Source organism: Sphingomonas sp. BL-S-25 (genome assembly GCF_055521555.1).
This window is the reverse complement of record NZ_CM145486.1, coordinates 1,302,782-1,324,929: the sequence shown is the minus strand read 5'-3', so window position 1 is coordinate 1,324,929 and position 22,148 is coordinate 1,302,782. Positions and strand designations below refer to the sequence as shown.

Annotated in this window: 25 protein-coding genes and 1 tRNA gene; 17 read left to right on the top strand and 9 right to left on the bottom strand. The window is 66.9% G+C overall.

Features of this window, described 5'->3' with window-relative positions; genetic code table 11:
* The first annotated feature begins 104 nt into the window (after positions 1-104).
* A complete protein-coding gene (locus ACZ1H8_RS06575; protein WP_465180544.1) occupies positions 105-833 on the top strand; it encodes a FadR/GntR family transcriptional regulator in 729 nt (242 codons plus the stop codon).
* Between the two features lie 37 nt (positions 834-870).
* Here the strand turns inward: ACZ1H8_RS06575 and ACZ1H8_RS06570 are convergent, their stop codons facing one another.
* The 5 genes from ACZ1H8_RS06570 to lgt are packed head-to-tail and all read right to left on the bottom strand — an operon-like array spanning position 871 to position 5,495.
* A complete protein-coding gene (locus ACZ1H8_RS06570; RefSeq protein ID WP_465180543.1) occupies positions 871-2,181 on the bottom strand; it encodes a cystathionine gamma-synthase family protein in 1,311 nt (436 codons plus the stop codon).
* 54 nt (positions 2,182-2,235) lie between these two features.
* Complete coding sequence (pgeF, locus tag ACZ1H8_RS06565) at positions 2,236-3,003, bottom strand: peptidoglycan editing factor PgeF (protein WP_465180542.1); 768 nt, start codon at positions 3,001-3,003, stop codon at positions 2,236-2,238.
* On the bottom strand, positions 3,000-3,509 hold the full coding sequence (locus tag ACZ1H8_RS06560) for an N-acetyltransferase family protein (protein WP_465180541.1): 510 nt from the start codon (positions 3,507-3,509) through the stop codon (positions 3,000-3,002). Before ACZ1H8_RS06560 ends, pgeF begins: the two co-directional genes overlap by 4 nt.
* Entirely contained in the window at positions 3,506-4,558 is a 1,053-nt protein-coding gene (locus ACZ1H8_RS06555) for a class I SAM-dependent methyltransferase (protein WP_465180540.1), read from the bottom strand. Before ACZ1H8_RS06555 ends, ACZ1H8_RS06560 begins: the two co-directional genes overlap by 4 nt.
* Before the next feature lie 52 nt (positions 4,559-4,610).
* A complete protein-coding gene (gene lgt / locus ACZ1H8_RS06550) occupies positions 4,611-5,495 on the bottom strand; it encodes a prolipoprotein diacylglyceryl transferase (RefSeq protein WP_465180539.1) in 885 nt (294 codons plus the stop codon).
* Between the two features lie 133 nt (positions 5,496-5,628).
* Between lgt and ACZ1H8_RS06545 the strand changes: the two genes are divergently transcribed.
* The 4 genes from ACZ1H8_RS06545 (at position 5,629) to ACZ1H8_RS06530 (ending at position 10,848) form a co-directional block, all read left to right on the top strand.
* Positions 5,629-7,881: a xanthine dehydrogenase family protein molybdopterin-binding subunit gene (locus ACZ1H8_RS06545; RefSeq protein ID WP_465180538.1), complete on the top strand. Its 2,253-nt coding sequence runs from the start codon at positions 5,629-5,631 to the stop codon at positions 7,879-7,881.
* Positions 7,878-8,885: a ferrochelatase gene (gene hemH / locus ACZ1H8_RS06540; protein ID WP_465180537.1), complete on the top strand. Its 1,008-nt coding sequence runs from the start codon at positions 7,878-7,880 to the stop codon at positions 8,883-8,885. The genes ACZ1H8_RS06545 and hemH overlap by 4 nt, the downstream gene beginning before the upstream one ends.
* 38 nt (positions 8,886-8,923) lie before the next feature.
* Positions 8,924-9,646 (top strand): acetoacetyl-CoA reductase, encoded by a 723-nt coding sequence (gene phbB, locus ACZ1H8_RS06535; RefSeq protein WP_465180536.1) that lies wholly within the window; start codon positions 8,924-8,926, stop codon positions 9,644-9,646.
* Positions 9,647-9,870: 224 nt separating this feature from the next.
* Complete coding sequence (locus ACZ1H8_RS06530; RefSeq protein WP_465180535.1) at positions 9,871-10,848, top strand: esterase-like activity of phytase family protein; 978 nt, start codon at positions 9,871-9,873, stop codon at positions 10,846-10,848.
* 68 nt (positions 10,849-10,916) lie between these two features.
* On the opposite strand, the gene rpmB is transcribed toward ACZ1H8_RS06530, so the two are convergent.
* On the bottom strand, positions 10,917-11,216 hold the full coding sequence (gene rpmB / locus ACZ1H8_RS06525) for a 50S ribosomal protein L28 (protein ID WP_465180534.1): 300 nt from the start codon (positions 11,214-11,216) through the stop codon (positions 10,917-10,919).
* Positions 11,217-11,386: 170 nt separating this feature from the next.
* Between rpmB and ACZ1H8_RS06520 the strand changes: the two genes are divergently transcribed.
* From ACZ1H8_RS06520 to ACZ1H8_RS06510, 3 genes are read left to right on the top strand one after another with little or no spacing between them, the layout of a single operon-like run.
* Positions 11,387-11,629 (top strand): hypothetical protein, encoded by a 243-nt coding sequence (locus ACZ1H8_RS06520; protein WP_465180533.1) that lies wholly within the window; start codon positions 11,387-11,389, stop codon positions 11,627-11,629.
* Positions 11,626-11,814, top strand: coding sequence for a YqaE/Pmp3 family membrane protein (locus tag ACZ1H8_RS06515; protein ID WP_465180532.1), 189 nt, complete (start codon positions 11,626-11,628; stop codon positions 11,812-11,814). Before ACZ1H8_RS06520 ends, ACZ1H8_RS06515 begins: the two co-directional genes overlap by 4 nt.
* 38 nt (positions 11,815-11,852) lie before the next feature.
* Positions 11,853-12,305, top strand: a complete 453-nt coding sequence (locus ACZ1H8_RS06510) for a nucleoside deaminase (RefSeq protein WP_465180531.1) — start codon at positions 11,853-11,855, stop codon at positions 12,303-12,305.
* A gap of 8 nt (positions 12,306-12,313) precedes the next feature.
* Here the strand turns inward: ACZ1H8_RS06510 and ACZ1H8_RS06505 are convergent, their stop codons facing one another.
* Positions 12,314-12,979 carry a YiaD family glycine zipper/OmpA-like lipoprotein gene (locus tag ACZ1H8_RS06505; RefSeq protein WP_465180530.1) on the bottom strand — a complete coding sequence of 222 codons (666 nt, stop codon included), beginning with the start codon at positions 12,977-12,979 and terminating at the stop codon, positions 12,314-12,316.
* 144 nt (positions 12,980-13,123) lie between these two features.
* Between ACZ1H8_RS06505 and ACZ1H8_RS06500 the strand changes: the two genes are divergently transcribed.
* The 9 genes from ACZ1H8_RS06500 to ACZ1H8_RS06460 all read left to right on the top strand — a co-directional run bounded on the left by ACZ1H8_RS06500 (position 13,124) and on the right by ACZ1H8_RS06460 (position 21,016).
* Positions 13,124-14,437, top strand: coding sequence for a hemolysin family protein (locus tag ACZ1H8_RS06500; protein ID WP_465180529.1), 1,314 nt, complete (start codon positions 13,124-13,126; stop codon positions 14,435-14,437).
* A gap of 85 nt (positions 14,438-14,522) precedes the next feature.
* The gene (gene folP, locus ACZ1H8_RS06495; protein ID WP_465180528.1) at positions 14,523-15,620 is read left to right on the top strand and encodes a dihydropteroate synthase; all 1,098 of its coding nucleotides are present in this window, start codon (positions 14,523-14,525) and stop codon (positions 15,618-15,620) included.
* 101 nt (positions 15,621-15,721) lie between these two features.
* Positions 15,722-15,859 (top strand): aa3-type cytochrome c oxidase subunit IV, encoded by a 138-nt coding sequence (locus ACZ1H8_RS06490; protein WP_465180527.1) that lies wholly within the window; start codon positions 15,722-15,724, stop codon positions 15,857-15,859.
* Between the two features lies 1 nt (position 15,860).
* A complete protein-coding gene (locus ACZ1H8_RS06485; protein WP_465180526.1) occupies positions 15,861-16,982 on the top strand; it encodes an NAD(P) transhydrogenase subunit alpha in 1,122 nt (373 codons plus the stop codon).
* Positions 16,983-17,143: 161 nt separating this feature from the next.
* Positions 17,144-17,422, top strand: coding sequence for a proton-translocating transhydrogenase family protein (locus ACZ1H8_RS06480; RefSeq protein ID WP_346244731.1), 279 nt, complete (start codon positions 17,144-17,146; stop codon positions 17,420-17,422).
* A 4-nt stretch (positions 17,423-17,426) separates the two neighbouring features.
* On the top strand, positions 17,427-18,827 hold the full coding sequence (locus tag ACZ1H8_RS06475; RefSeq protein ID WP_465180525.1) for an NAD(P)(+) transhydrogenase (Re/Si-specific) subunit beta: 1,401 nt from the start codon (positions 17,427-17,429) through the stop codon (positions 18,825-18,827).
* A gap of 53 nt (positions 18,828-18,880) precedes the next feature.
* On the top strand, positions 18,881-19,798 hold the full coding sequence (locus ACZ1H8_RS06470; RefSeq protein WP_465180524.1) for a hypothetical protein: 918 nt from the start codon (positions 18,881-18,883) through the stop codon (positions 19,796-19,798).
* 126 nt (positions 19,799-19,924) lie between these two features.
* Positions 19,925-20,860 (top strand): hypothetical protein, encoded by a 936-nt coding sequence (locus ACZ1H8_RS06465; RefSeq protein WP_465180523.1) that lies wholly within the window; start codon positions 19,925-19,927, stop codon positions 20,858-20,860.
* 80 nt (positions 20,861-20,940) lie between these two features.
* Positions 20,941-21,016: transfer RNA gene (locus tag ACZ1H8_RS06460), tRNA-Val, on the top strand.
* Positions 21,017-21,087: 71 nt separating this feature from the next.
* Here the strand turns inward: ACZ1H8_RS06460 and ACZ1H8_RS06455 are convergent.
* Positions 21,088-21,456, bottom strand: a complete 369-nt coding sequence (locus ACZ1H8_RS06455) for a hypothetical protein (RefSeq protein WP_465180522.1) — start codon at positions 21,454-21,456, stop codon at positions 21,088-21,090.
* 67 nt (positions 21,457-21,523) lie between these two features.
* A complete protein-coding gene (locus tag ACZ1H8_RS06450) occupies positions 21,524-22,111 on the bottom strand; it encodes a helix-turn-helix domain-containing protein (RefSeq protein ID WP_465180521.1) in 588 nt (195 codons plus the stop codon).
* Positions 22,112-22,148 lie beyond the last annotated feature (37 nt).

The following is a 22,148-nucleotide window of genomic DNA, read 5'->3' as shown; positions in this document are numbered from 1 at the left end:
GTCATGGTTCATTTATCTTATTAATTGGTCTTGTCTAGCGCTTCGTCCCCCCATCCGGTAAACGTTGGCAGACAAGAAACGAAGGGGAGTGGCGTTTGGCCGACATGTCTAGGCTCGCTCTGGAGGACGCCCGTCCCCAGCTCGGGCGCAACCTCACCTATGGCATGTTGGACAGCCTCGGCCGCGCCATCGTCACCGGTCATTTCGACGGCAAGGCGTTCCCGACCGAAGCGGAGCTTGCCAAGCAGCACGGCGTCAGCCGGTCGGTGACCCGCGAGGCGGTGAAGATGCTGACCGCCAAGGGGCTGCTGAGCGCGCGGCCGCGTCAGGGCACGGTCATCCAGCCGACCGCGTCGTGGAACCTGTTCGACACCGATGTGCTGCGCTGGCTGCTGGAGCGGCAATTCTCGGTCGAGCTGCTGAAGCATTTCAACCAGCTGCGCGTCGCGATCGAGCCCGAGGCGGCGGCGCTGGCCGCGCGCTTCGCGAGCAGCGAGGAACTGGACCGGATCAGCGAGGGGCTGGCGCGGATGGAAGCGGCCGAGAACGGCATGGACGACACGCTGGAGGCGGATATCGCCTTTCACGTCGCGATCCTCCGCGCCTCGCGCAACCCGTTCTACATCCAGTTTCGCGATGTGGTGACGACTGCGCTGCGCACCTCGATCCGCTTCACCAACCGGATCAAGGGCCGCAGCGCCAGCGTCTCCGACCACGCGGCGGTGCGCGACGCGATCCGGGCGGGCGATCCGGATGGGGCCCGCATCGCGATGCGCGACCTGATCGGCGACGTGCTGACGCTGATCGACGAGTCGGAAGCGCGCAAGGCCTGACGGGTGCGGGCCCCGGCTTTCGCCGGAGCCCGTTTCCTCAAACCGCCTTCAGTGCTTCCTCGAAGTCGGCGACCAGATCGTCTGCATCCTCGACACCGATCGAGATGCGCACCAGATTGTCGGTGATGCCCAGCGCCTGCTTGCGCGCCTCGGGCACCGACAAATGGGTCATGCCCGCGGGATGGCTGGCCAGCGTCTCGGTGCCGCCCAGGCTGACCGCCAGCTTGGCGATCTTCAGCGCATCGAGAAAGGCGAATGCCTCCTTCTCGCCGCCCTTGAGATAGAGCGAGAAGGTCGAGCCGGCGCCGGTGCAATGCCGGTTGTAGATGTCGGCCTGGCGGCTGCCCTCTTCGAGGAAGCCAAGATAGCCGACGCGCTCGACCTTGGGGTGATCGCGCAGGAAGGCGCAGACCTTGACCGCATTCTCGCCCGCGCGGCTCATCCGCAATTCCAGCGTCTCGAGGCTGCGCAGCAGCATCCAGGCGGTGTTGGGGTCGCAGATGGTGCCGATCGTGTTGCGCATCGAACGGATGGTGTTGATGTGCTCCTTGGTGCCGAGCACGCCGCCCGCCACCAGGTCAGAATGGCCGCCGGCATATTTGGTCAGCGAATAGACGACGATGTCCGCGCCCTGCTTGAGCGGCTGTGCCCAGAGCGGCCCGAGGAAGGTGTTGTCGATCGCGATCGGCGGCTTGCTCGCCCCGGTGAAGATCGCGTCGCGGCTGGCCGCCACCGCCTCGACATCGACCAGCGCGTTGGTCGGGTTGGCCGGCGATTCGAGATAGATCAGCGCGACATTGCCGGTCGCCGCCTTGGACAGGACCGCATCGATCTCCTCACGCGTCGCGCCTGCCGGGAAGTCGAGCCAGTGGATGCCGAAGCGGCCCAGGATGCGCGCGATCAGCGTCTCGGTCGCGGCATAGAGCGGGCCCGAGTGGACGATCGTGTCGCCCGGCTTCACCATCGACAGGAACAGGGTGGCGATCGCCGACATGCCCGATGAGAAGGCGAGCGCGTCCTCGGCCTCTTCCCAAACGGCCAGCCGGTCCTCGAGGATCTCCTGGTTCGGGCCGTTGAAGCGCGAATAGACCAGGCCTTCGGCACCGCCCGGACGCTTGCCGGTCACGCCTTCGAAATGGCGCTTGCCGGCGGCGGCGTTGGGAAAGACGAAGGTCGAGGTGAGGAACACCGGCGGCTTCAGCGAGCCTTCGGACAGGACCGGGTCATAGCCATGGCCCATCATCAGCGTCGACGGCTTCAGCTTGCGACCGCCGACCTCGTCGATCGGCGGCTTGGGGCGGACGCGCGGGGTTGTGCCGGTCAGTTCGGCCTCGGTCTCGTCGGTCATTCAAAGTCTCCTTGGGTCCCGGCTCTAACGCATGCGAGACGCTCAAGAAACGTCTCAAATGATACCAATCACCGAAATCTGCCGTCCGTAATCGGGCTCCGACCGGTGGGTGGACCGGCGATAGCTGAAGAAACGATCGGGCTGGGAATAGGTGTCCTCGCCCAGCGTCTCGATCCGGCGGATCCCCGCCGCGGCAAGGCGGTGGGCGACATAGGCCTCGAGATCGAACTGGTGATGCTCGGGGCGGCCGGCGGCGAAGAAACGCTCATTCTCCGGATCGGCGTCGAGGAAGCGGCGGAGAAAGCCCTCGTCAACCTCATAGCTGGCGCGGGCGATGCAGGGGCCGACCGCTGCCGCGATACGGTCGCGGTGCGCGCCGAGCCGCTCCATCCGGGCGATCGTCGAATCGGTCACCCCGCCGATCGCGCCCTTCCACCCGGCATGCGCCGCCGCGACGACGCCCGCGTCGCGGTCGGCGAACAGCACCGGTGCGCAGTCGGCGGTTAGGATGCCGAGCGCCAGGCCGGGCCGGTCGGTGACCAGCGCATCGGCATGCGGCCGGGCGTCGATCGGCCAGGCCTCGGTCGCGACAACCGCCTCGGCCGAATGGATCTGGAACACGGTGGCCAACTGGCCGCCCGGCACGACTGCCTCGGTCGCCCGTCGGCGATTCTCGGCGATCGCGGCGGGATCGTCGCTCGATCCGGTGCCGACATTCAGTCCCGACAGGATGCCGGTGGACACGCCGCCGCGCCGGCCGAGAAAGCCGTGCGCGACTCCGCCGAGCGCGCGGGCGCGGATGACGTCGACCGCGTCGCTCACAGGTCGAGCACCATCAGCACATCCTCGTCGACATGGTTTCCGACCTTGAACTCGTAGCGTCCGACCTCCCGCATGCCGTATCGCGCATAGAAGCGACGCGCGCGGTGATTGTCGATGAACACGCTGAGCACCAGTCGCCTGAACCCGCGTGCTCGTGCCGTTTCGATCGCCCAGTCCATCAGCGCCGCGCCGATGCCGCTGCCGAACCAGCCCGACAGGACATAGATCTGGTACAGCTCGATATCGCTGTCCGACCAGTCGCCGGGAAAGGCGACGGGTCCGATCTTGGCGAAGCCGACGACGCGGTCGGTGTCGGTTGCCACCTGGATGGTGAAATCGGGGTGGCCGATCTGGCTGGGCAGGCCCGAGGGGCCGAAGGTCTGGTCGAGAAACTGGGCCAGATCCTCGGGCCGATAGAGATGGCCGAAGGTTTCGGTGAAGCTCTCGCTGGCCACGGCGGACAGGGCGGGGCCGTCGGCCGGGGCGGCAGGACGATAGTCGATCATTGGAATCCCTCGGGTACGGGCCAGCCGGGCGCGGTCAGTGCAATCACCTTGAACAGCTCGCCCATCTGCTCGTCCTCGACCAGCCGGTCGCGGTCGGTCGCGATGTCGGCGGCACGATCGGGCTGGGCGTGGGCAAGCGACTGAGCGCGCGCGTCGATGCCGAGCGCCTTCAGGAACGCGCCCTGCGTGACCGGACCATGGACGGTCAGGCCTTCGGCACGGGCCGCCTCGGCGAGCGTGCCGAAATCGACATGGGCGGTCAGGTCGGCCTCGCCCGGCATCTCGAACGGGTTGGCATAGTCATGGCCGCGCACCGCCTGGAGCGTGTCGCCGATCGCCGGGCCGGAATAGCCATAGTCGATGAGGATCGTCGCGCCGCCCTGTGCCATCAGCCGCGCGGCGAGCGACCGCAGGATCGCCACCGAAGCCGGTGAGGTCTCGATGATCGAACCGGGCGGTGCATCGCGCAGCGCGGGCGGGATGACCTGGTCGAACGACCGGGTGCCGGCGATCGGCAGGAACAGCGTGTCCTGGCAGGCCACCAGCCGCTCGACCCAGCCCTCGCCCGTCTTCATCAGCTGGCGGATGGGGAGCGCGTCGAAAAATTCATTGGCGACGACGAGCAGCGGGCGGTCCTCGGCGATGCCGAGCAGGTCGAGGCTCCACTCGGCCGCCGGCACGCGTTCCTTCTGTGCCTCGCGCAGCGTCGGGCTGTTCTCGACGAAATGGACCGGCGGGTTCAGCCCGGCGCGCGCCATGGCGCGCAGCGCGTCGGAGGCCAGCGTCCCGCGGCCGGGGCCAAGCTCGACATAGCGCGCCTCGGGCCGGCCGGCGCGATCCCACAGATCGGCAAGGCACAGGCCGACCAGCTCGCCGAACATCTGGCTGATCTCGGGGGCGGTGGTGAAGTCGCCGCGCGCCCCCAGCGGGTCGCGGGTCGCATAATAATGGGCGTTTGCCGCGCCCATATATTGCGAGAGCGGGATCGGCCCGGCGAGGGTGATCGCACGGGCAAGGCGTTCGGCAAGAAGGGGTTCGGTGTCGGTCACCGGATCCCCCTATCGCCTCGGCGCCTCGTTGGGGAGGCCCCGCGGATGTGCGTCAGGCGACGCTCTCGCTGCCCGCGATCGGCTCGACCCGCTGGCGCCGCTTCTTCGCGGTCAGGATCAGGTAGATGCCGCCGGCGATCATCGGCAGGCACAGCAGCTGGCCCATGTGAATCGTCGTCGCGAAGAAGGTGTTTTTGAACTGGCTGTCGGGTTCGCGGAAGAATTCGACGAAGAAGCGGAATGCGCCATAGCCGAGCAGGAAGACGCCAACGAGCTTGCCGGGTTCGTAGCGCGCCTTGGTCCGCCAGAACATCCAGGCGAGGATCGCGAAGAGCACGACCCCTTCGAGGCCGGCTTCGTACAGCTGGCTGGGGTGGCGGGCCGGTTCGACAAGGCCTGCGTCCACGGTATTGTTGAAGACGATGCCCCAGGCCATTTCGGTTGGCTTGCCCCACAATTCGCCGTTCACAAAGTTCGCCAGGCGACCGAAGAACAGGCCGAAGGGCGCGCAGCAGGCCACATAGTCGTGGACGCGCAGCCAGTTGAGGCCGTTGCGCTTTGACAGCCACAGGATCGCGACGGTGGTGCCAATGACGCCGCCGTGCAGCGACATGCCGCCTTCCCAAAGCTTCAGGAACTGGAGCGGGTTCACCAGCAGCGCGGGATCGTAGAAGATCGCATAGCCCAGGCGGCCACCGATGATGATGCCGAGCGTCGCATAGAAGACCAGGTCGTCGGCATGGCGGCGCGACATCGGTGCGCCGGGCTGGGCCAGCAGGCGCAGCAGATACCACCAGCCGATCAGGATGCCGGCGATATAGGCGAGCGAATACCATTTGATCGCGAAGCTCCCGATCTTCAGCGCCACCGGATCCAGGCCAAGGCCCGTATAGGTCAGGTGGTCGGAGGCAGCGGCGGAAAGCACGGAAAGCAGCACGGTGGTCGGTCCCCCGGGGTCGGTATGTGGGTCGTCCTTAGACCCGGGCGCGGGCAAACCCAAGTGTATTGAATAAATGACACACCATTTCGGTCACTGGCGCGTCGCGCGACCGCACGATAGAGCAGCCGGCATGGCGGACAGGCGAGAGCAGACGGGCTCCGGAAAGCTCAAGCTGAACAGGAGAAGCCTGCTGATCGGGGGCGGTGCGGGCGTGGGCCTGCTGGTGGCCTGGGCGGTCTGGCCGCGCACCTATCTGCCGAACCTGACCGCCGACGCCAACGAGACATTGTTTGGCGCGTGGATCAAGATCGGCACCGACGGTCACATCACCGTCGCGGTGCCGCAGCTGGAAATGGGGCAGGGCGTCTTCACCGCCTTTCCCCAGATCATCGCCGACGAGCTGGGCGCGTCCTGGTCGCAGGTCGGGGTCGAGCCGGCGCCGCTCAACCCGCTTTACGCCAACGCGCTGGGCGCTGCGACGCTGTTCGAGACGGCGCTGGGCGGACTGTCGGACTCGCTTCGGCGGACCTATGCGGCGCGCGCCTCGCTGGTGCTGACCGGCGGGTCGAGTTCGATCCGCAATTTCGAGGACATGCTCCGCCGGGCGGCCGCTGCAGCGCGCGTCGCGCTGTGCAAGGCGGCGGCGGCGCGCTGGGGCGTCGACTGGCAGGCCTGCGGTACCGCCGAAGGGCAGGTGATCCATGGCGACCAGAAGATCGGCTTCGGCGCGATTGCCGCAGATGCGGCGGGGCAGAACGTGGCCGAGCCGGTGCCGCTGCGCAGTGGCGACGCCAACCGGCTCCAGGGACAGACCGTCCCGCGGCTCGACGTGCCGTCCAAGGTCGATGGCAGCGCCAACTTCGCCGGGGATATCCGGTTGCCGAACATGGTGTACGCCTCGATCCGGCAAGGACCCGTCGGATCGGCGGGGCTCGCCCGGGTCGACGAGGGCGCGGCAGGAAAGATCCCCGGCATGCGATCGGTGGTGCGGACCAATGACTGGGTGGCGGCGGTCGCCGATACCTGGTGGGCGGCCGACCGTGCGCTGGAGGCGATGCGTCCGCGCTTCCAGGTGCCGGAGACGGTGGTCAACGACGATTCGATCGCCGAGGCACTGATCGGTGCGCTCGATGCCGAGGGGGTGCGGATCGCGGAAGCAGGCGATCTCGCCAGCGAGTTCCGCGGCGCGCGGGTTGTCTCGTCCGAATATCGGGTGAACCTGGCAGTCCATGCCGCGATCGAGCCGATGACCTGCACCGCCTCGTACAGCCAGGGGCGGCTATCGCTGTGGCTCCCGACCCAGGCCCCGGCGCTTGCCCGCGCGGCCGCGGCGCGCGCGGTCGGGCTGAGCGAGGGCGATGTCGTGATCTATCCGGTGATGGCGGGCGGATCGTTCGGCGCCAAGCTGGAGCATCAGGTCGCGGCGCAGGCCGCGGTGATCGCGACCAAGGTCGATCGGCCGGTCCAGCTGACCTGGTCGCGGGTCGAGGATCTGCGCCATGATCGCTTCCGTCCCGCCGCTGCGGCGCGGATGACCGGCAAGGTCGTCGGCGCCAAGACGGTATCGGGCTGGCTCGCCAAGGTCGCTGCGCCCGCGACCGGGCGCCAGCTGGCCGAACGGTTGCTCGGCGGCGATCCGGTGGTCGCGACGTCGCTGGCAATTCCCGGCGCGATCGACCCGTCCGCGGTGTCCGGTGCGGTGCCACCCTATGCGATCGCCAATTATGCGATCGATCACCATCCCGCCGATATCGGCGTGCCGACCGGCCATTGGCGTTCCGATTCGCACAGTTACACCGCCTTCTTCACCGAAAGCTTCATCGACGAGCTGGCGCACGTCGCCGAAGTTGATGCGCTGGTGTTCCGCATGTCGATGCTGGGCGGCAATGCCCGGCTCGCCCGCTGCCTCCAGCTCGCGGCGCAGCTCGGCAACTGGCAGGGCGGCGGGTCGGGCACCGGCCAGGGGATCGCCTGTCACAGTTTCCGCGGATCGCATGTCGCGCTGCTGGCCGAGGCGCAGATGACCGGGCGGACGATCAAGGTCGACCGGCTGGTGGCGGTGGTCGATGTCGGGCGGATCATCAATCCCGACCTGATCCAGCAGCAGATCGAGGGCGGGCTGATCTTCGGCCTGGCGGCCACCCTTGGCGCCTCGACCGGCTTCACCGACAATCTCGCCTCGGCGGTCGACCTTGCCGACCTGTCGCTGCCGCGACTGGCCGATGCGCCCGATATCACTATCGAGATCGTGCGCAGCGATGCCGATCCGGGCGGGGTGGGCGAACTCGCCGTACCCGTGGTCGCGCCCGCCATCGCCAACGCGATCCAGGCGGCAAGCGGCGTCCGCCTCCGCTCGCTCCCCCTCTTGTCGGACATCGAATGACCCTTCCTCCCGACCATCCGCCCGTCGCCACCGACAAGATCGGCGTGCTGCTGATCAATCTCGGCACCCCCGACGCGCCGACAGCGGCGGCAGTGCGGCGCTACCTCGCCGAGTTCCTGTCCGACCGGCGCGTGGTGGAGATACCGCCGCTGCTGTGGCAGCCGATCCTGCGCGGCATCATCCTCAACACCCGGCCGAAAAAATCGGCGCATGCCTATCAGCAGGTGTGGCGCGAGGACGGGTCGCCGCTGGCCGCGATCACGGCGGCGCAGGCACGCGCGCTACAGGCGGCGCTGGGCGACGCCGCGATCGTCGATCATGCGATGCGCTATGGCCGCCCGGCGATCGCAGACCGGCTGGCCGCGCTGAAGGCGCAAGGCTGCGAGCGGATCCTGGTCGCGCCGCTCTATCCGCAATATTGCGGCGCGACGACGGCGACGGCCAACGACATGGTGTTCGCCGCGCTGGCAGGCATGCGCTGGCAACCGGCGCTGCGCACGCTGCCGCCCTATTTCGACGATTCGGGCTATATCGCCGCGCTGAAGACCTCGGTCGAGGCGTCGCTGGCCGCGCTTGATTTCGAGGCCGATGCGATCGTTGCCAGTTTTCATGGCATGCCCCAGCGAACGCTGGAACTGGGCGATCCCTATCATTGCCATTGCCGCAAGACGGCGCGGCTGTTGTCCGAGGCGATGGGCCGCGAACTGGTGGTGGCGTTCCAGTCGCGCTTCGGCCGGGCCAAATGGCTGGAGCCGGCGACCGACACGACCTTGGTCCGGCTGGCGAGCGAGGGCAAGAAGCGGGTCGCGATCCTGGCGCCCGGCTTCTCCGCCGACTGTCTCGAGACGCTGGAGGAACTGTCGATTCGCGGCCGGGAAAGCTTCCTGACCGCGGGTGGGGAACGCTTCGCCTATCTTCCCTGCCTCAACGACAGCGAAACGGGCATGGAAATGGTGTCGAATCTGGTGCGGCGGGAACTTGCAGGCTGGATCGAGCCCGCCTAGCCTTTGCGTAAATCTACTTACCTTAGAGAGGAAGCTGAATGGCACGCGTGGCGATCGTAACGGGCGGAACACGGGGAATTGGTGAAGCGATCAGCCTTGCGCTTCAGGAAAAGGGTGTGACGGTTGCGGCCAATTACGGCGGCAATGACGCGAAGGCGCGCGAGTTCACCGAGCGTACCGGGATCAAGGCGTTCAAATGGGACGTGGGCGATTTCGACGCCTGCGCGGCGGGCGTGGCCGAGGTCGAGGCGGCGCTGGGGCCGGTCGACATCGTGGTCAACAATGCGGGCATCACCCGCGACGGCACGATCCTGAAGATGAGCCGCGAGATGTGGGAGGATGTGATCCGCATCAACCTGGGCGGCTGCTTCAACATGGCGCATGCGACCTTCCCAGGGATGCGCAGCCGCAAATGGGGCCGGATCGTCAATATCGGGTCGATCAACGGCCAGGCCGGCCAATATGGTCAGGTCAATTATGCGGCGGCCAAGTCGGGCATTCACGGCTTCACCAAGGCGCTGGCGCAGGAAGGCGCGCGTGCCGGGGTGACGGTCAACGCGATCGCGCCGGGCTATATCGACACCGACATGGTCGCGGCGGTGCCCGCCGAGGTTCTGGAAAAGATCGTGGCGAAGATCCCCGTTGGACGCCTCGGCCAGGCGACCGAGATCGCGCGCGGCGTCACCTTTCTCTGCTCGGAAGAAGGCGGCTTCGTCACCGGATCGACATTGAGCATCAACGGCGGCCAGCACATGTACTGATCGGCGTGCGGCCCAACGGCCGCACGACCTTTGCCGCACAAACGAAGAGGGCCGGTCCCTTCGGACCGGCCCTCTACCCTCGATACACCACGCGAGGGGAACTCGTACGCCAACAACGTTTCGTTTCTAATCCGGTTCCCGTGATTCGAAACTGAACGGGCTTGTTATCTGAGGTTCAGCTTTCTGCCCTGTCGCGGACGGGCATCGGCGCTATGACGGCCCAGATGCGTGTCTGGCTGCTGCTCCTCTTTCTCCTCTGGCTGAACTTCCCGACCTCGGGGCCCGAGCCGCTCCAGCGGTTCAAGCCGGGCGAGATTCTGATGGTCGACCGCGTTGCGCTCGATCCGACCGATCCTGCGCGCACCCGGCTTGGCGCGCTGACCTATCTGGGCGGCATCCGCCTGCGCGGTACCCAGCGGTCTTTTGGCGGCTTTTCGGCGATGAAGGTCGACGGCGAGCGATTCATGCTCGTCAGCGACGCAGGCAACACGCTCAAGTTCCGCATGGGTGCCGACTGGATTCCGCGGGACGTCTCGTTCGGCGAACTGAGGGGTGGACCGGGCACAGGCTGGCTCAAGATCGAACGCGACAGCGAATCGCTGACCTGGAACCCGGCGACCGGGCAATATTGGGTCGGCTTCGAACAATATAATGCGATCTGGCGGTTCGCCGCGGACGGCCGGTTCGAAGCGCATGCAGAACCCGCGGCGATGGCCCATTGGGCACCCAATGGCGGTCCCGAATCGATGGTCCGCCTGCGCAGTGGCGTCTTTCTGGTGATCAGCGAGATGTCGCGGCCACGCGAGCGGCGCGATGCGCGGCTGGCGCTACGCTTCCTGGGCGATCCGACCGAGCCCGGTACGCCGTTCGAGCGATGGGCCTATGTCCCGCCCGAGGGCTATGACCCGACCGACATCGCCGAGCTTCCCGATGGGCGGCTGCTGGTGCTCAACCGCAAGTTCAATCTGCGCGACCTGTTCACCGCCAAGCTGGTGATCGTCGATGGACGCGCCGTCCGAAAGGATGCGGTCGTGCGCGGGGGCGAGATCGCGACCTTCGCCGCTCCGGTGCAGCACGACAATTTCGAGGCGCTGGCGGTGACGAGGGAGGGCGAGGACACGATCCTCTGGGTCGCATCGGACGACAACCAGATGTGGTTCGAAGACTCGCTGCTGCTCAAGTTCAGGCTGGATCTTCCCTGACCCGGACATGCGAAAGACCCGCTCTCCGCAGGGAGAACGGGCTCGCAATCCGCATCAAGCGGAATGGGTTAGGCGGCAGCCTGATCGGCGGTCGACGCCTTGCGGACTTCCCGCTTAAGGCGACGGCAGCGCAGCGACAGGTCGTCGTCGCGGGTCTTCAGCAGCCAGTTGTCCAGTCCGCCGACATGCTCGACCGAACGCAGGCCGTGGGTCGACACGCGCAGGCGCACGCTGCGGCCCAGCGAATCCGATATGAGCGTGACATTCTGCAGGTTGGGCAGGAAGGTCCGCTTGGTCTTGTTGTTGGCGTGGGAAACGTTGTTACCCACCTGCCGGCCCTTGCCGGTCAGCTCGCAAATGCGCGACATTGCTGTAAATCCTGGTTTTGACCTGGGCAGACCCGGGCCGGAAAGGCCGCGCCGATACCCCGGTTGGGACAATGCGTCAACCGATTCGACCAGGAATCTGACTGCCGACGCGCAACCCTCATGATCAATCGGGCGTTATTACGCAAACGATTCGATGGGGAACGATTGCGATGCGCGGAATTCTGATCCTTGTTGGCCTGCTTGCCCTGATCGCGGTGGTATTGATGTACAGCGGATTGCTCAACGTCCAGACCGCGCCCGGCGAAATGCCGAAGATCAAGGTCGAGGGCGGCCAGTTGCCCAAGGTGAAGGCGGAGACCGGGTCGATCGACCTCACCACCGAGAACAAGACGATCGAGGTGCCGAAGGTCGAGGTGAAGAAGGCCGACGGTACGCCGGTCGACGACAAGTGAGCTCGGCTGGCCCGGGGCGGATCGCCGCGGCGGTGTTCGCGCCGCCCCTGGCGACCTATCTCGGGCGCGGGGGCTCGCGCGATTTCTGGATCACGATCGGGCTGACGGTGCTGGGGTTCGTGCCCGGCATGGCGCATGCGCTCTGGTTGCTGATGTCGCGGCGTGAAGCACCTGCGCCAGCCTGACGGATGACGCGGGCGACCGCCTGGTCTAGTGCAGTGCGATGTTCCGGCTTCCCGATCCGATGCGCGCTGCCCTGGATGCCGCTCGCGCGGCCGCCGAGGCGGGGGAGGTGCCCGTCGGCGCGGCAGTCGTCCATGACGGACAGATATTGGCGGTTGCGGCGAATGCGCCGCGCCGGCTGAGCGACCCGACCGCGCATGCCGAGATGCTGGCGATCCGCGAGGCGGCGCGGCTGCTTGGCCGCGAGCGGCTCGAGGATTGCGACCTGTGGGTGACGCTGGAGCCCTGTGCCATGTGCGCTGGCGCCATTGCCCATGCCCGAATCGCCCGGCTCTATTATGGCTCCGCCGATCCCAAGGGCGGCGCGGTCGAACATGGCGCGCACGTCTTCGCCCAGCCGACCTGCCATCACCGGCCCGATGTCTATTCGGGCATCGGCGAAGGCGAGGCGGCCGGGCTGCTTCGCGACTTCTTCAAACAGCGCCGCGGGTGACGGCCTGATCAGCTGCCGCGCTCGATCGGGACCAGCTTGATCTCGACACGGCGGTTGGCGGCGCGGCCTTCCTCGGTGTCGTTGCTCGCGATCGGCTGGGTCTTGCCGAAACCGCGCGTCGCGATCCGCACGCTGCGCACGCCCTGGGTCGAAAGATAATCGGCGACCGAACGGGCGCGGCGCTCCGACAGCGTCTGATTATAGGCGTCCGTCCCGGTCGAATCGGTGTGACCATAGATATCGACATAGGTCTGGTCATACTGGCCCAGCACTTCGCCTACGCGGTCGAGCGTGGGGCGGAACTGCGGATCGATCGTCGCGCTGTCGGTGGCGAAGGTGATCCCCGACGGCATGCGCAGGATCAGATCGTCGCCGTTGCGGATGACCTGGACGTCGCTGCCCGCGGTGCGGGCGCGCAGGTCGCGCTCCTGCCGGTCCATGTACGACCCGATCGCCACGCCGGCGAGACCACCGAGCCCGGCACCGACCAGCTTCTCGGTACGGTCGTTGCGGCCGCCCACGATGTCGCCCAGCAGATAGCCGCCCAGTGCGCCGGTGATGCCGCCGATCGCGGTGTTCGACACGCGCCGCTCGCCGGTTACCGGATCGATCATGCAGCCGCCGGTCAGCAGCGCCGCGCTCAGCACGGTTGCGATCAGAAAACGAGTGCGCATCGGAAGTCTCCCCTGATTATTGTCATCCCGGTGCAACCCGCTCCCCGCGAGTCTTGTTCCACCTCCGCATCGAAAGCCCCGGGGCGCTTGCGCGATGCGCGGTTGTGAAAGGCATCTTCTTGCCGCTATGGCAGGGGCGAATCGATGGGCCCGCTTCAACCCTTTCCCTGGATCGATGTCGCGATCATCTTCGCGCTGATCGCGCTCAACGGCGTCTTCGCCATGTCGGAGCTCGCGATCGTGTCCGCGCGTCCCGCGCGGATCGAGGCGATGGCCCGGTCGGGCAAGCGCAGTGCGCGCACCGCGATGGTGCTGGCGGCGGATCCCGGCCGCTTCCTGTCCACTGTGCAGATCGGCATCACCCTGATCGGCATCATTGCCGGTGCCTACTCGGGCGCCAGCCTAGGCCATCCGACCGCGCAGCGAATCCATTTGCTGGGCGTTGAGGCGCAGACTGCCGAGACGATCGGCTTCGCCATAGTCATCGCGCTGACCACCTACGCCTCGCTGATCATCGGCGAACTGGTGCCCAAGCAGTTCGCGCTGCGCTCGCCCGAGCCGATCGCGGTGCTGGTCGCGGTACCAATGCTGTGGCTCAGCAAGGCGACCGCTCCGGTCGTCTGGGTGCTCGACAAGAGCAGCGCGTTGGTCTTCCGTCTGGTCGGGCTCAGCCGGGAGTCGGAAAATCGTGTGACTGCCGAGGAACTGCACCTGCTGGTGGCGGAGGCAACGCGGTCAGGCGTGATCGAGGAGCATGAGCGATCGATCATCTCCAGCGTCGTTCGCCTGGCCGACCGGCCGGTTCGCGAGGTGATGACGCCGCGTACCGAGGTCGACTGGCTCGACCTCAATCTCGACAATGACGCCATCCGCGCGGCGCTGGTCGAAACGCCGCATACCCGCCTGCCGGTGGGCGACGGGTCGATTGATGCGGTGGTCGGCGTGGTCCAGTCGCGCGATATCGTCGCTGCGATGATCCGCGGCGATGCGCTCGACCTGCGCGCGCTGATGCGCACGGCGCCGGTGCTTCCCGATCAGGTCGATGCGATGGACGCGCTGGGGGCGCTGCGCCGGGCCGAGGTGCCGATGGGTTTCGTCCATGACGAATATGGCCATTTCGAAGGAATCGTGACTCCGGCGAACCTGCTCGCGGCGATCGCGGGCGAATTGTCGTCGGATGCGACGCCTGGCGAAAACCCGAACATCGTCGTGCGCGAGGATGGCACCTTGCTGGTCGCAGGACAGACACCGGCGGATTCGCTGGCCGAGCGGCTTGGCCTCGATCTGGACGAGGACCGCGACTATGCGACCGTGGCCGGCCTGGCGCTGTCGGTGCTCAAGCATCTTCCGCAGGAAGGTGAGGTGTTCGTGACGCAGGGTTGGCGGTTCGAGATCGTCGACATGGACGAACGCAAGATCGACAAGCTGCTGGTCAGCCCGGTCGGACGCGAGGGCTGATCGCCGCCGCCAGGGGTATCGTCGGCCAGTCGGCGACGCGCATGTGGTCGTCGCCAATGCGGAAGCTCCGGGTTAAGGGAGCGTCATGACCGACCGCACCGCCCCCCGACGCTACCTTCTGCCCAGTCAGTTCGTTGACTCGCCGATCGGACGCGATGGTCAGGTGGCGCGGCTGGCGGGCGGTCTGATCTGGTTCGCCACCTATGATCTCATCACGGTCGAGGCCGGCAAGCGCGTGGAGCGCGCGACACTTCCGGTCGGCGACCTGGCCGCGCTGGCCGACCCCGTGCTCGATGCGATCGCCGCCCGGATAACCGCGCCGCGTGCGCCGCTGGTACTCGGCGAGCGGACGCTTCGGCTCGATCAGCCGCTGGTCATGGGCATCCTGAATCTGACGCCCGACAGCTTCTCGGACGGTGGCGCGCATCTCGAGGATCCCGAGGCGGCAGCACGAGCGGGGGTGGATATGACCATCGCCGGTGCGGCAATCGTCGATGTCGGCGGGGAATCGACGCGCCCGGGCGCGGAGACGGTGTGGGAAGGCGAGGAGATCCGTCGCGTCGTCCCGGTGATCGAACGGCTGGCACGCAGCGGTGCGGCCGTGTCGATCGACACCCGCAAGGCCGGGGTAATGCAGGCCGCGCTGGCCGCCGGTGCGCAGGTGGTGAACGATGTGGCCGCGCTGCTGTGGGACGATCGGGCGCTCGACGTGGTCGTGGCCTCGAACTGCCCCGTCGTACTGATGCACTCGCCCGATCCGGCAAAGGGGCCGCATGGCGGGGTGATGGGTGGCCGCTATGACGATGTGCTGATCGAGACCTATGACTGGCTGGAGGCACGGGTGGAGGCGGTCGCAGCGGCCGGCGTCGACCGGTCCAGGATCCTGATCGATCCCGGCATCGGTTTCGGCAAGTCGCTGGCCGAGAATCTGGCGCTCCTGAACGGGCTGGCGCTGTTCCACGGCCTGGGGTGCCCGGTCCTGCTGGGGGCAAGCCGCAAGCGGATGATCGGCGCGCTGTCGAACGAGGCGCCGGCCGAGGCGCGGCTTGGCGGTTCGATCGCGCTTGCGCTGAAAGGTGCCGATCTGGGGTGCCAGCTGATCCGCGTCCATGACGTGTACGAGACGGCCCAGGCGCTGCGCGTGTGGCGCGGACTGCGCGATCAGGCGCTGGTTGGTCGCTGAGCGGACGTAAAGTTCAGCTTGCGCGCGATTTAGGGTGCGGCCCTTGAGGCTAAGCCTGAGCGAGGTTAGGAAGTCCCGCAACGGACATCAGGGGAGATCACATGGCCGACGAACCGAACGCGACGCATGAGATCAAGCAGCACACCCAGACTTGGAGCGGATTCGTCACGATGATGACCTGGGGCACGGCGATCAGCGTGATCGTCGCCCTGGGGGTCGTCGCGCTGATCGCCAGCTAAGGTGAAGATCGCCGTCGTCAAGGAGGCCGCCGCAGGCGAGCGGCGCGTCGCGGCTACGCCCGAAACGGTCAAGAAATTCATCGCACTTGGCGCCGAGGTGGCGGTCGAGGCCGGTGCCGGCGTGAGCGCATCATTCGATGATGCGGGCTATGCCGCTGCCGGTGCTACGCTGGGCGACCGGGCGGCGGTTCTGGCCGGAGCCGACATCGTGCTGGGCGTTCAGGGCCCCGATCCCGCAACGCTGGCCGGCGTGGCGCCGGGCGCCTGGATCGTCGCGGGGCTGAATCCGTTCGGTGATCGGGCGCGGGTCGATGCCTATGCCGCCGCCGGGCTGGAGGCGCTGGCGATGGAATTCATGCCGCGCATCACCCGTGCGCAGTCGATGGATATCCTGTCATCGCAGTCGAACCTGTCGGGATACAAGGCAGTGCTCGACGCGGCTGCCGAATATGGTCGCGCCTTTCCGATGATGATGACCGCGGCCGGCACGGTTTCCGCCGCCAAGGTCTTCGTGATGGGCGTGGGCGTCGCCGGGCTCCAGGCGATCGCGACCGCGCGGCGCCTGGGTGCTCAGGTGTCCGCGACCGATGTGCGCGCGGCGACCCGGGAGCAGATCCAGTCGCTCGGCGCCAAGCCGATCTTCGTCGAGAATGTCGCTGGCATCGAGGGCGAGGGATCGGGCGGCTACGCGACCGAGATGAGCGAGGAGTATCAGAAGGCGCAGGCCGAGCTGGTGTCGTCGCACATCGCCAAGCAGGACATCGTCATCACGACCGCGCTGATCCCCGGCCGCGCCGCGCCGAGGCTGATCAGCGATGCGCAGATCGCGACGATGAAGCCCGGCAGCGTCATCATCGACCTGGCGGTCGAACAGGGCGGCAATGTCGAGGGCGCGGTCGCCGGAGAGATCGTCGAGCGCCACGGCGTCCGGATCGTCGGCCACCGCAACGTGCCGTCGCGGCTGGCCGCCGATACGTCCGCGCTGTTCTCTCGCAACCTCTACAATTTCCTCTCGGCGTTCTGGGACAAGGATGCCGGCAAGCCGGTGCTCGACGAGGAAATCGGCGACGCGATCCGCCTGACCCAGGGCGGCAAGGTAGTGAATCAGAGGCTCCTCGGATGATCCTCCCCGGCACGGGGAGGGGCGGACATCGTTCGCACGTCCCGCACGACGCCGGATTCAATGCTGACGTTACTGCTTCAATCCTGTCGCTTGCCTCGCGCCCCCTCCACCAGCCTGCGGCTGGTCCCCCTCCCCGTGCCGGGGAGGATCAGGAGTAAATCATGGACTTTATCTCGATCCTCTCGATCTTCGTGCTGGCCTGTTTCGTCGGCTATTATGTCGTCTGGTCGGTCACGCCGGCGCTGCACACCCCGCTGATGGCGGTGACAAATGCGATCTCGTCGGTGATCATCGTCGGCGCGCTGATCGCGGCGGCGGCAGGCGGCAGTGCGAGCGCGAAATGGCTCGGCCTCGTCGCGGTCGTCTTCGCCAGCATCAATATCTTCGGCGGATTCGCCGTGACCGAGCGCATGCTCGCCATGTACAAGAAGAAGGGCTGAGCCGATGCATGAGGTGAATCCCTGGGTCGCGCTCGCCTATCTGGTGTCGGGCGTCTGCTTCATCCTGGCGCTGCGCGGACTGTCGAGCCCGGCATCGAGCCGGCGCGGCAACCGGTTCGGCATGGCCGGCATGCTGCTGGCCGTCGTCACCACCTTGGTCACGCACGAGATCGCCGCGCTGCCCGAGATACTCGGCGCGATCGCGATCGGCGGCGTGATCGGCTTCGTCATCGCCCGCAAGATCGCGATGACCGACATGCCGCAGCTGGTCGCCGCCTTCCACTCGCTGGTCGGCCTGGCCGCGGTGCTCGTCGCGGCAGCCGCCTTCCTGAACCCCGAGGCCTTCGGCATCGCCGAGAATGGCGTGATCCATCAGGTCAGCCGGATCGAGATGGGGCTGGGCATCGCGATCGGCGCCATCACTTTCTCCGGGTCGGTGATCGCCTTCCTGAAGCTCAACGGCAACATGTCGGGCAAGCCGATCATGCTGCCCGGCCGGCACGTCATCAACCTGGGAACGCTCGCGGCGATCCTCGGCCTGATCGGCTATTTCCTGACCGACCAGAGCCCCTGGGTGTTCTGGACGGTGACCGCGCTCAGCTTCGTCATCGGCTTCCTGCTGATCATTCCTATCGGCGGCGCGGACATGCCCGTCGTGGTGTCGATGCTGAACAGCTATTCGGGCTGGGCAGCGGCGGCGATGGGCTTCACGCTGCACAATACCGCGATGATCGTCACCGGCGCGCTGGTCGGCAGTTCGGGTGCGATCCTCAGCTACATCATGTGCCGCGCGATGAACCGCAGCTTCATCAGCGTCATCGCCGGCGGCTTCGGTGGCGATGCCGGCGGTGGCGGTTCGGCCGCGGCGACCGACCGGCCGTGGAAGCGTGGCTCGGCAGAGGATGCTGCCTTCCTGATGAGCCAGGCGGAGCAGGTCATCATCGTCCCCGGTTACGGCATGGCGGTGGCGCAGGCGCAGCACGTGCTGCGCGAGATGGCCGACAAGCTGAAGGAACATGGCGTCCGCGTGAAATATGCGATCCACCCGGTGGCGGGACGCATGCCGGGGCATATGAACGTGCTGCTTGCCGAGGCGAACGTGCCCTATGACGAGGTGTTCGAGCTGGAGGACATCAACTCCGAATTCTCGCAGACCGACGTCGCCTTCGTCATCGGCGCCAACGACGTCACCAACCCGGCGGCGAAGACCGACAAGAGCTCGCCCATCTATGGCATGCCGATCCTGGACGTGGAGAAGGCCAAGACCGTGTTGTTCGTGAAGCGCAGCATGGGCGGGGTCGGCTATGCCGGTGTCGATAACGACGTGTTCTACATGGACAATACGATGATGCTCCTCGCCGACGCCAAGAAGATGGTAGAGGAGATCGTTAAGTCTCTGGACTAACGCCGTCGTTCGGGCCACGATCCTTCCCGCAGTAACATCGTGAGGGGGATGGAATGGCAACGGTCGGTTCGATCATCGGGGGCGCATTTGGCCTGATCCGCGAGCGGCCGGGGGCCGTAGCGGTCTGGGGCGTCGTCTATATCGTCGGAATGCTGGTGATCTACGCCTTTGCCGGGCTGATCATGGGCGCCGGCTTGATGATGCCGGGGCAGCCCGTGGATCCGACGACCATGATGGCGCCGGGCGGGGGCTTCTTCCTCGGCATATTCTTGCTCTATCTCATGCAGTTTCTGCTTTCGATCGTTCTGATCAACGCCGTCTACCGAGCGCTGTTGCGCCCGAGCGAGAGCAGCTTCGCCTTCCTTCGGCTCGGCAGCGACGAATTCCGGATGGTCGGGCTGGCGATCATCTTCGTCGTCGGCCTGATCATCTTCTACCTGCTGATGATGCTGGTGATGGTGGTCCTCGGCTTTATCGGCGGCGCGATCGTGGGGAACAACAGCGCGTTCGCCGGCCTGTTCGGCATCCTGCTGATGCTGGGCTTCGTCGCCGCGCTGCTCTGGGTGATGGTGCGGCTCTCGCTGATCTTCCCGATGACCTTCTACCGTCGCCGCATCGCGATCGATGAGGGTTGGGCCTTGGGCAAGGGGCGCTTCTGGACGCTGTTCGGCTCCTATCTGGTCGTGTGGCTGATCGTGATCCTGCTGGCGCTGGTATTCTTCAGCTCGACCTTCCTGGCGATGGCCTCGGCCATGCGCACGGGTGACCCGGCCGCGATCGAACAGGCCGGCGCCATGTCGGGCGGGTCGATCGCCACCATGTTGTTCGCCATGGTCGGCCTGGTCGTCGTGTCGCTGGTTTCCTTCGTGCTCGGCTATGGCGTGGTCGGCAGTGCCGCCCGCGAACTGCTCGAGGAAAAGGGCGACGTTCCCGAGGCCGATGCCTATCGCACCGCGGAAATCTTCGAATAAGCCGCGGTACCTTCTCCCCGCGTGCCGGGCGTACGAGCGTCCTGAATGCTCCGAAATGGAGAGAGTCGGACTCTCGCCGCCCCGCACGCTGCGGCATCCCCAAGTCGATGTCGATTCGAGATAATCATGACGGATGAGTATCGGCCGGTGCCGGTTGCGCTGGAGTTTGAGCGGGATTTCTCCCAGGCGCTTGTCATCGCGGGCGATGCGGAAGGGGGGCGGATGGCAGCGGAAGCGCTCGCCCTGGCCGAAGTCCGGATGGACGAGCGGATCGGGTTCGACACCGCCGTGGCCGCCCTGTCCGGGCCCCATGGCCGGATGATCGTGATTGAGGCGGCCGGTGCCCCCGATGCGCTGGTCGAGCCGGTGCTGGCGCAGGCCAATCGGGTCGCGTTGGAGCATCGCCTCCCGATCGTTGCGACGGTGAACGAATCGCAGATCGATCTCGCCACCTCGCTCCTGATGAGCGGCAGTGCGAAGGTGCTGAGCGCGCCGTCGCTGGCCGAACGCGTCGCGGCGATCGCCGCGGCGCGATTCGGCGTCGCCGCGGTGGAGGCGGGGCGCGGTCTGCCAGCGGCGGATCAGCCGCGCTGGGAGGACGAGGTCGCGCGCATTGCCGAGACGCTCACCCGGATGAGCCGCGGCGAGCATCCGGGATCCGGCGTCCGCGACCCCGGTCGCGGTTATCGCGGCGAGGGCCCGGACGACTCGGAAGACGCCAGCCCGCGCGAGATCCGCACCGCGATCCGTGCGCGTCGGCTGCGCGCCCAATATTTCGAGGCGGAGCTGTTCGCGGATCCCGCCTGGGACATGCTGCTCGACCTCTACGCCTCGGCGCTGGAGCGGCGTCAGGTCTCGGTGTCGAGCCTGTGCATCGCCGCCGCGGTCCCGCCGACCACGGCCCTGCGCTGGATAAGCACGCTGAACGAGGCCGGGCTTTTCGAGCGGCACGCCGATCCCAGCGACCGGCGCCGCGCCTATATCGCCCTCAGTCAGAAGGGTCTGGCCGGAATGCGTGGCTATGTGGCGGCGTTGCGACGCCAGGGGCTACCGATCATCTGAACGCGCCGAAAGCGCGAGATCGTCTCGCATAGGCTTTGACGCGCGGCGAAAAACGCCTAAAGCGCGGCTTCCCGAGACACGGGCGCTTAGCTCAGTTGGTAGAGCATCTCGTTTACACCGAGAGGGTCGGCGGTTCGAGCCCGTCAGCGCCCACCAGGATCCCGCATCGACGATGTCCCGCCGCCGCGGCGCCGGAACCTGCCGGTCGCCGCGACGCGTGATGCGACTCAGCCGGTGGTGAAGGTCGCCGTGCCGTTGGCGTATTTGATCGTGACATAGGCGGCGTCGCAGATGTTGATGCCGGACCAGGTCGCGCTGCTGCCATCCCCGAAGGTCGCCTTCAGGTCATATTTGCACTGCGACCCTTCCTTGTCGAAATGGATGGTGGTGCGGCCGCCATCCTTGACCTCGGGCTCGCGCTTCATTTCGGGATCGACCTTGTTCGCCTGCCACTTGTTGGCGCCGGCCGGCGAGATCTCGAACGTCTTGATGCCCTTGCCGGTGCTGTTGGTCAGGACGAAGTCCCAGTCCTCGGCAAAAGCGGGTGCGGCCACAAGCAGTGCGGCAGCGGCGAAAGCAGCGAATTTGTAAGCCATCAGATACCCCTCCTGATGCTTTTCGAATGCGCCTCTTTCGCGCGTTCGGCAAGGGGTCAGGACGGGCTCAGAGCGGGCGGACGAGCCGGATCGCGCACCCGATCCAGGCGGGGTCGGCGACGACCTGTTGCCGGGCCCCGGCGCCCAGCGGGAGCAGGTGCAGCCTGCCGGTTCCGTCCGCCGTTCGTGCCGGTGCCTCGCGCCCGATCAGCCGCCCGAACACGAAGCGCCCGCCGGGCCGCGGCACCAGCACGTCGCGGTTCATCGCGACGGCGAAATCCTCGGGATCGAGTCGCCGGCACCAGATTTCGTCGCCCGTGCGATACTCGCCGATCCCGCCGGCCACGCTGACCGCAACGGTGCCGGGCTCGGCCCGGATCGGGGTCAGCATGGCATCACGGCGCGGTGCCTGTGCGCCGCCGGCATCGAGCACGGCCGCGACCGGCAGGTCAGGCTGGTCCGTCACCCGCACCAGGTCGGCCGCCTCGACGCCCAGCGCGCGGGCGATACGGTTCAGCCAGCCGACCGAGACGGTCCGCGTGCCGGTCTCGAGCCGGCCGATGGTCTGCGCCGTCGTCGGGGGCTCGCACCTTCGTGCGACGTCGTCGAGCGTCAGCCCCTTGGCCCGGCGCACCTCGCGGATGGCGGTGATCATCGCGGCTTCCCCTTAACCCATCAGGTTGCGGAGTCTT

Coding starts and splice junctions, on each gene's coding strand:
- ACZ1H8_RS06575 (WP_465180544.1), top strand. CDS start 105: ATGTCTAGGCTCGCTCTGGAGGACGCCCGTCCCCAGCTCGGGCGCAAC.
- ACZ1H8_RS06570 (WP_465180543.1), bottom strand. CDS start 2,181: ATGACCGACGAGACCGAGGCCGAACTGACCGGCACAACCCCGCGCGTC.
- ACZ1H8_RS06560 (WP_465180541.1), bottom strand. CDS start 3,509: ATGATCGACTATCGTCCTGCCGCCCCGGCCGACGGCCCCGCCCTGTCC.
- ACZ1H8_RS06545 (WP_465180538.1), top strand. CDS start 5,629: ATGGCGGACAGGCGAGAGCAGACGGGCTCCGGAAAGCTCAAGCTGAAC.
- hemH (WP_465180537.1), top strand. CDS start 7,878: ATGACCCTTCCTCCCGACCATCCGCCCGTCGCCACCGACAAGATCGGC.
- phbB (WP_465180536.1), top strand. CDS start 8,924: ATGGCACGCGTGGCGATCGTAACGGGCGGAACACGGGGAATTGGTGAA.
- ACZ1H8_RS06530 (WP_465180535.1), top strand. CDS start 9,871: ATGCGTGTCTGGCTGCTGCTCCTCTTTCTCCTCTGGCTGAACTTCCCG.
- rpmB (WP_465180534.1), bottom strand. CDS start 11,216: ATGTCGCGCATTTGCGAGCTGACCGGCAAGGGCCGGCAGGTGGGTAAC.
- ACZ1H8_RS06520 (WP_465180533.1), top strand. CDS start 11,387: ATGCGCGGAATTCTGATCCTTGTTGGCCTGCTTGCCCTGATCGCGGTG.
- ACZ1H8_RS06510 (WP_465180531.1), top strand. CDS start 11,853: ATGTTCCGGCTTCCCGATCCGATGCGCGCTGCCCTGGATGCCGCTCGC.
- ACZ1H8_RS06505 (WP_465180530.1), bottom strand. CDS start 12,979: ATGCGCACTCGTTTTCTGATCGCAACCGTGCTGAGCGCGGCGCTGCTG.
- ACZ1H8_RS06500 (WP_465180529.1), top strand. CDS start 13,124: ATGGGCCCGCTTCAACCCTTTCCCTGGATCGATGTCGCGATCATCTTC.
- folP (WP_465180528.1), top strand. CDS start 14,523: ATGACCGACCGCACCGCCCCCCGACGCTACCTTCTGCCCAGTCAGTTC.
- ACZ1H8_RS06490 (WP_465180527.1), top strand. CDS start 15,722: ATGGCCGACGAACCGAACGCGACGCATGAGATCAAGCAGCACACCCAG.
- ACZ1H8_RS06480 (WP_346244731.1), top strand. CDS start 17,144: ATGGACTTTATCTCGATCCTCTCGATCTTCGTGCTGGCCTGTTTCGTC.
- ACZ1H8_RS06475 (WP_465180525.1), top strand. CDS start 17,427: ATGCATGAGGTGAATCCCTGGGTCGCGCTCGCCTATCTGGTGTCGGGC.
- ACZ1H8_RS06470 (WP_465180524.1), top strand. CDS start 18,881: ATGGCAACGGTCGGTTCGATCATCGGGGGCGCATTTGGCCTGATCCGC.
- ACZ1H8_RS06465 (WP_465180523.1), top strand. CDS start 19,925: ATGACGGATGAGTATCGGCCGGTGCCGGTTGCGCTGGAGTTTGAGCGG.
- ACZ1H8_RS06455 (WP_465180522.1), bottom strand. CDS start 21,456: ATGGCTTACAAATTCGCTGCTTTCGCCGCTGCCGCACTGCTTGTGGCC.
- ACZ1H8_RS06450 (WP_465180521.1), bottom strand. CDS start 22,111: ATGATCACCGCCATCCGCGAGGTGCGCCGGGCCAAGGGGCTGACGCTC.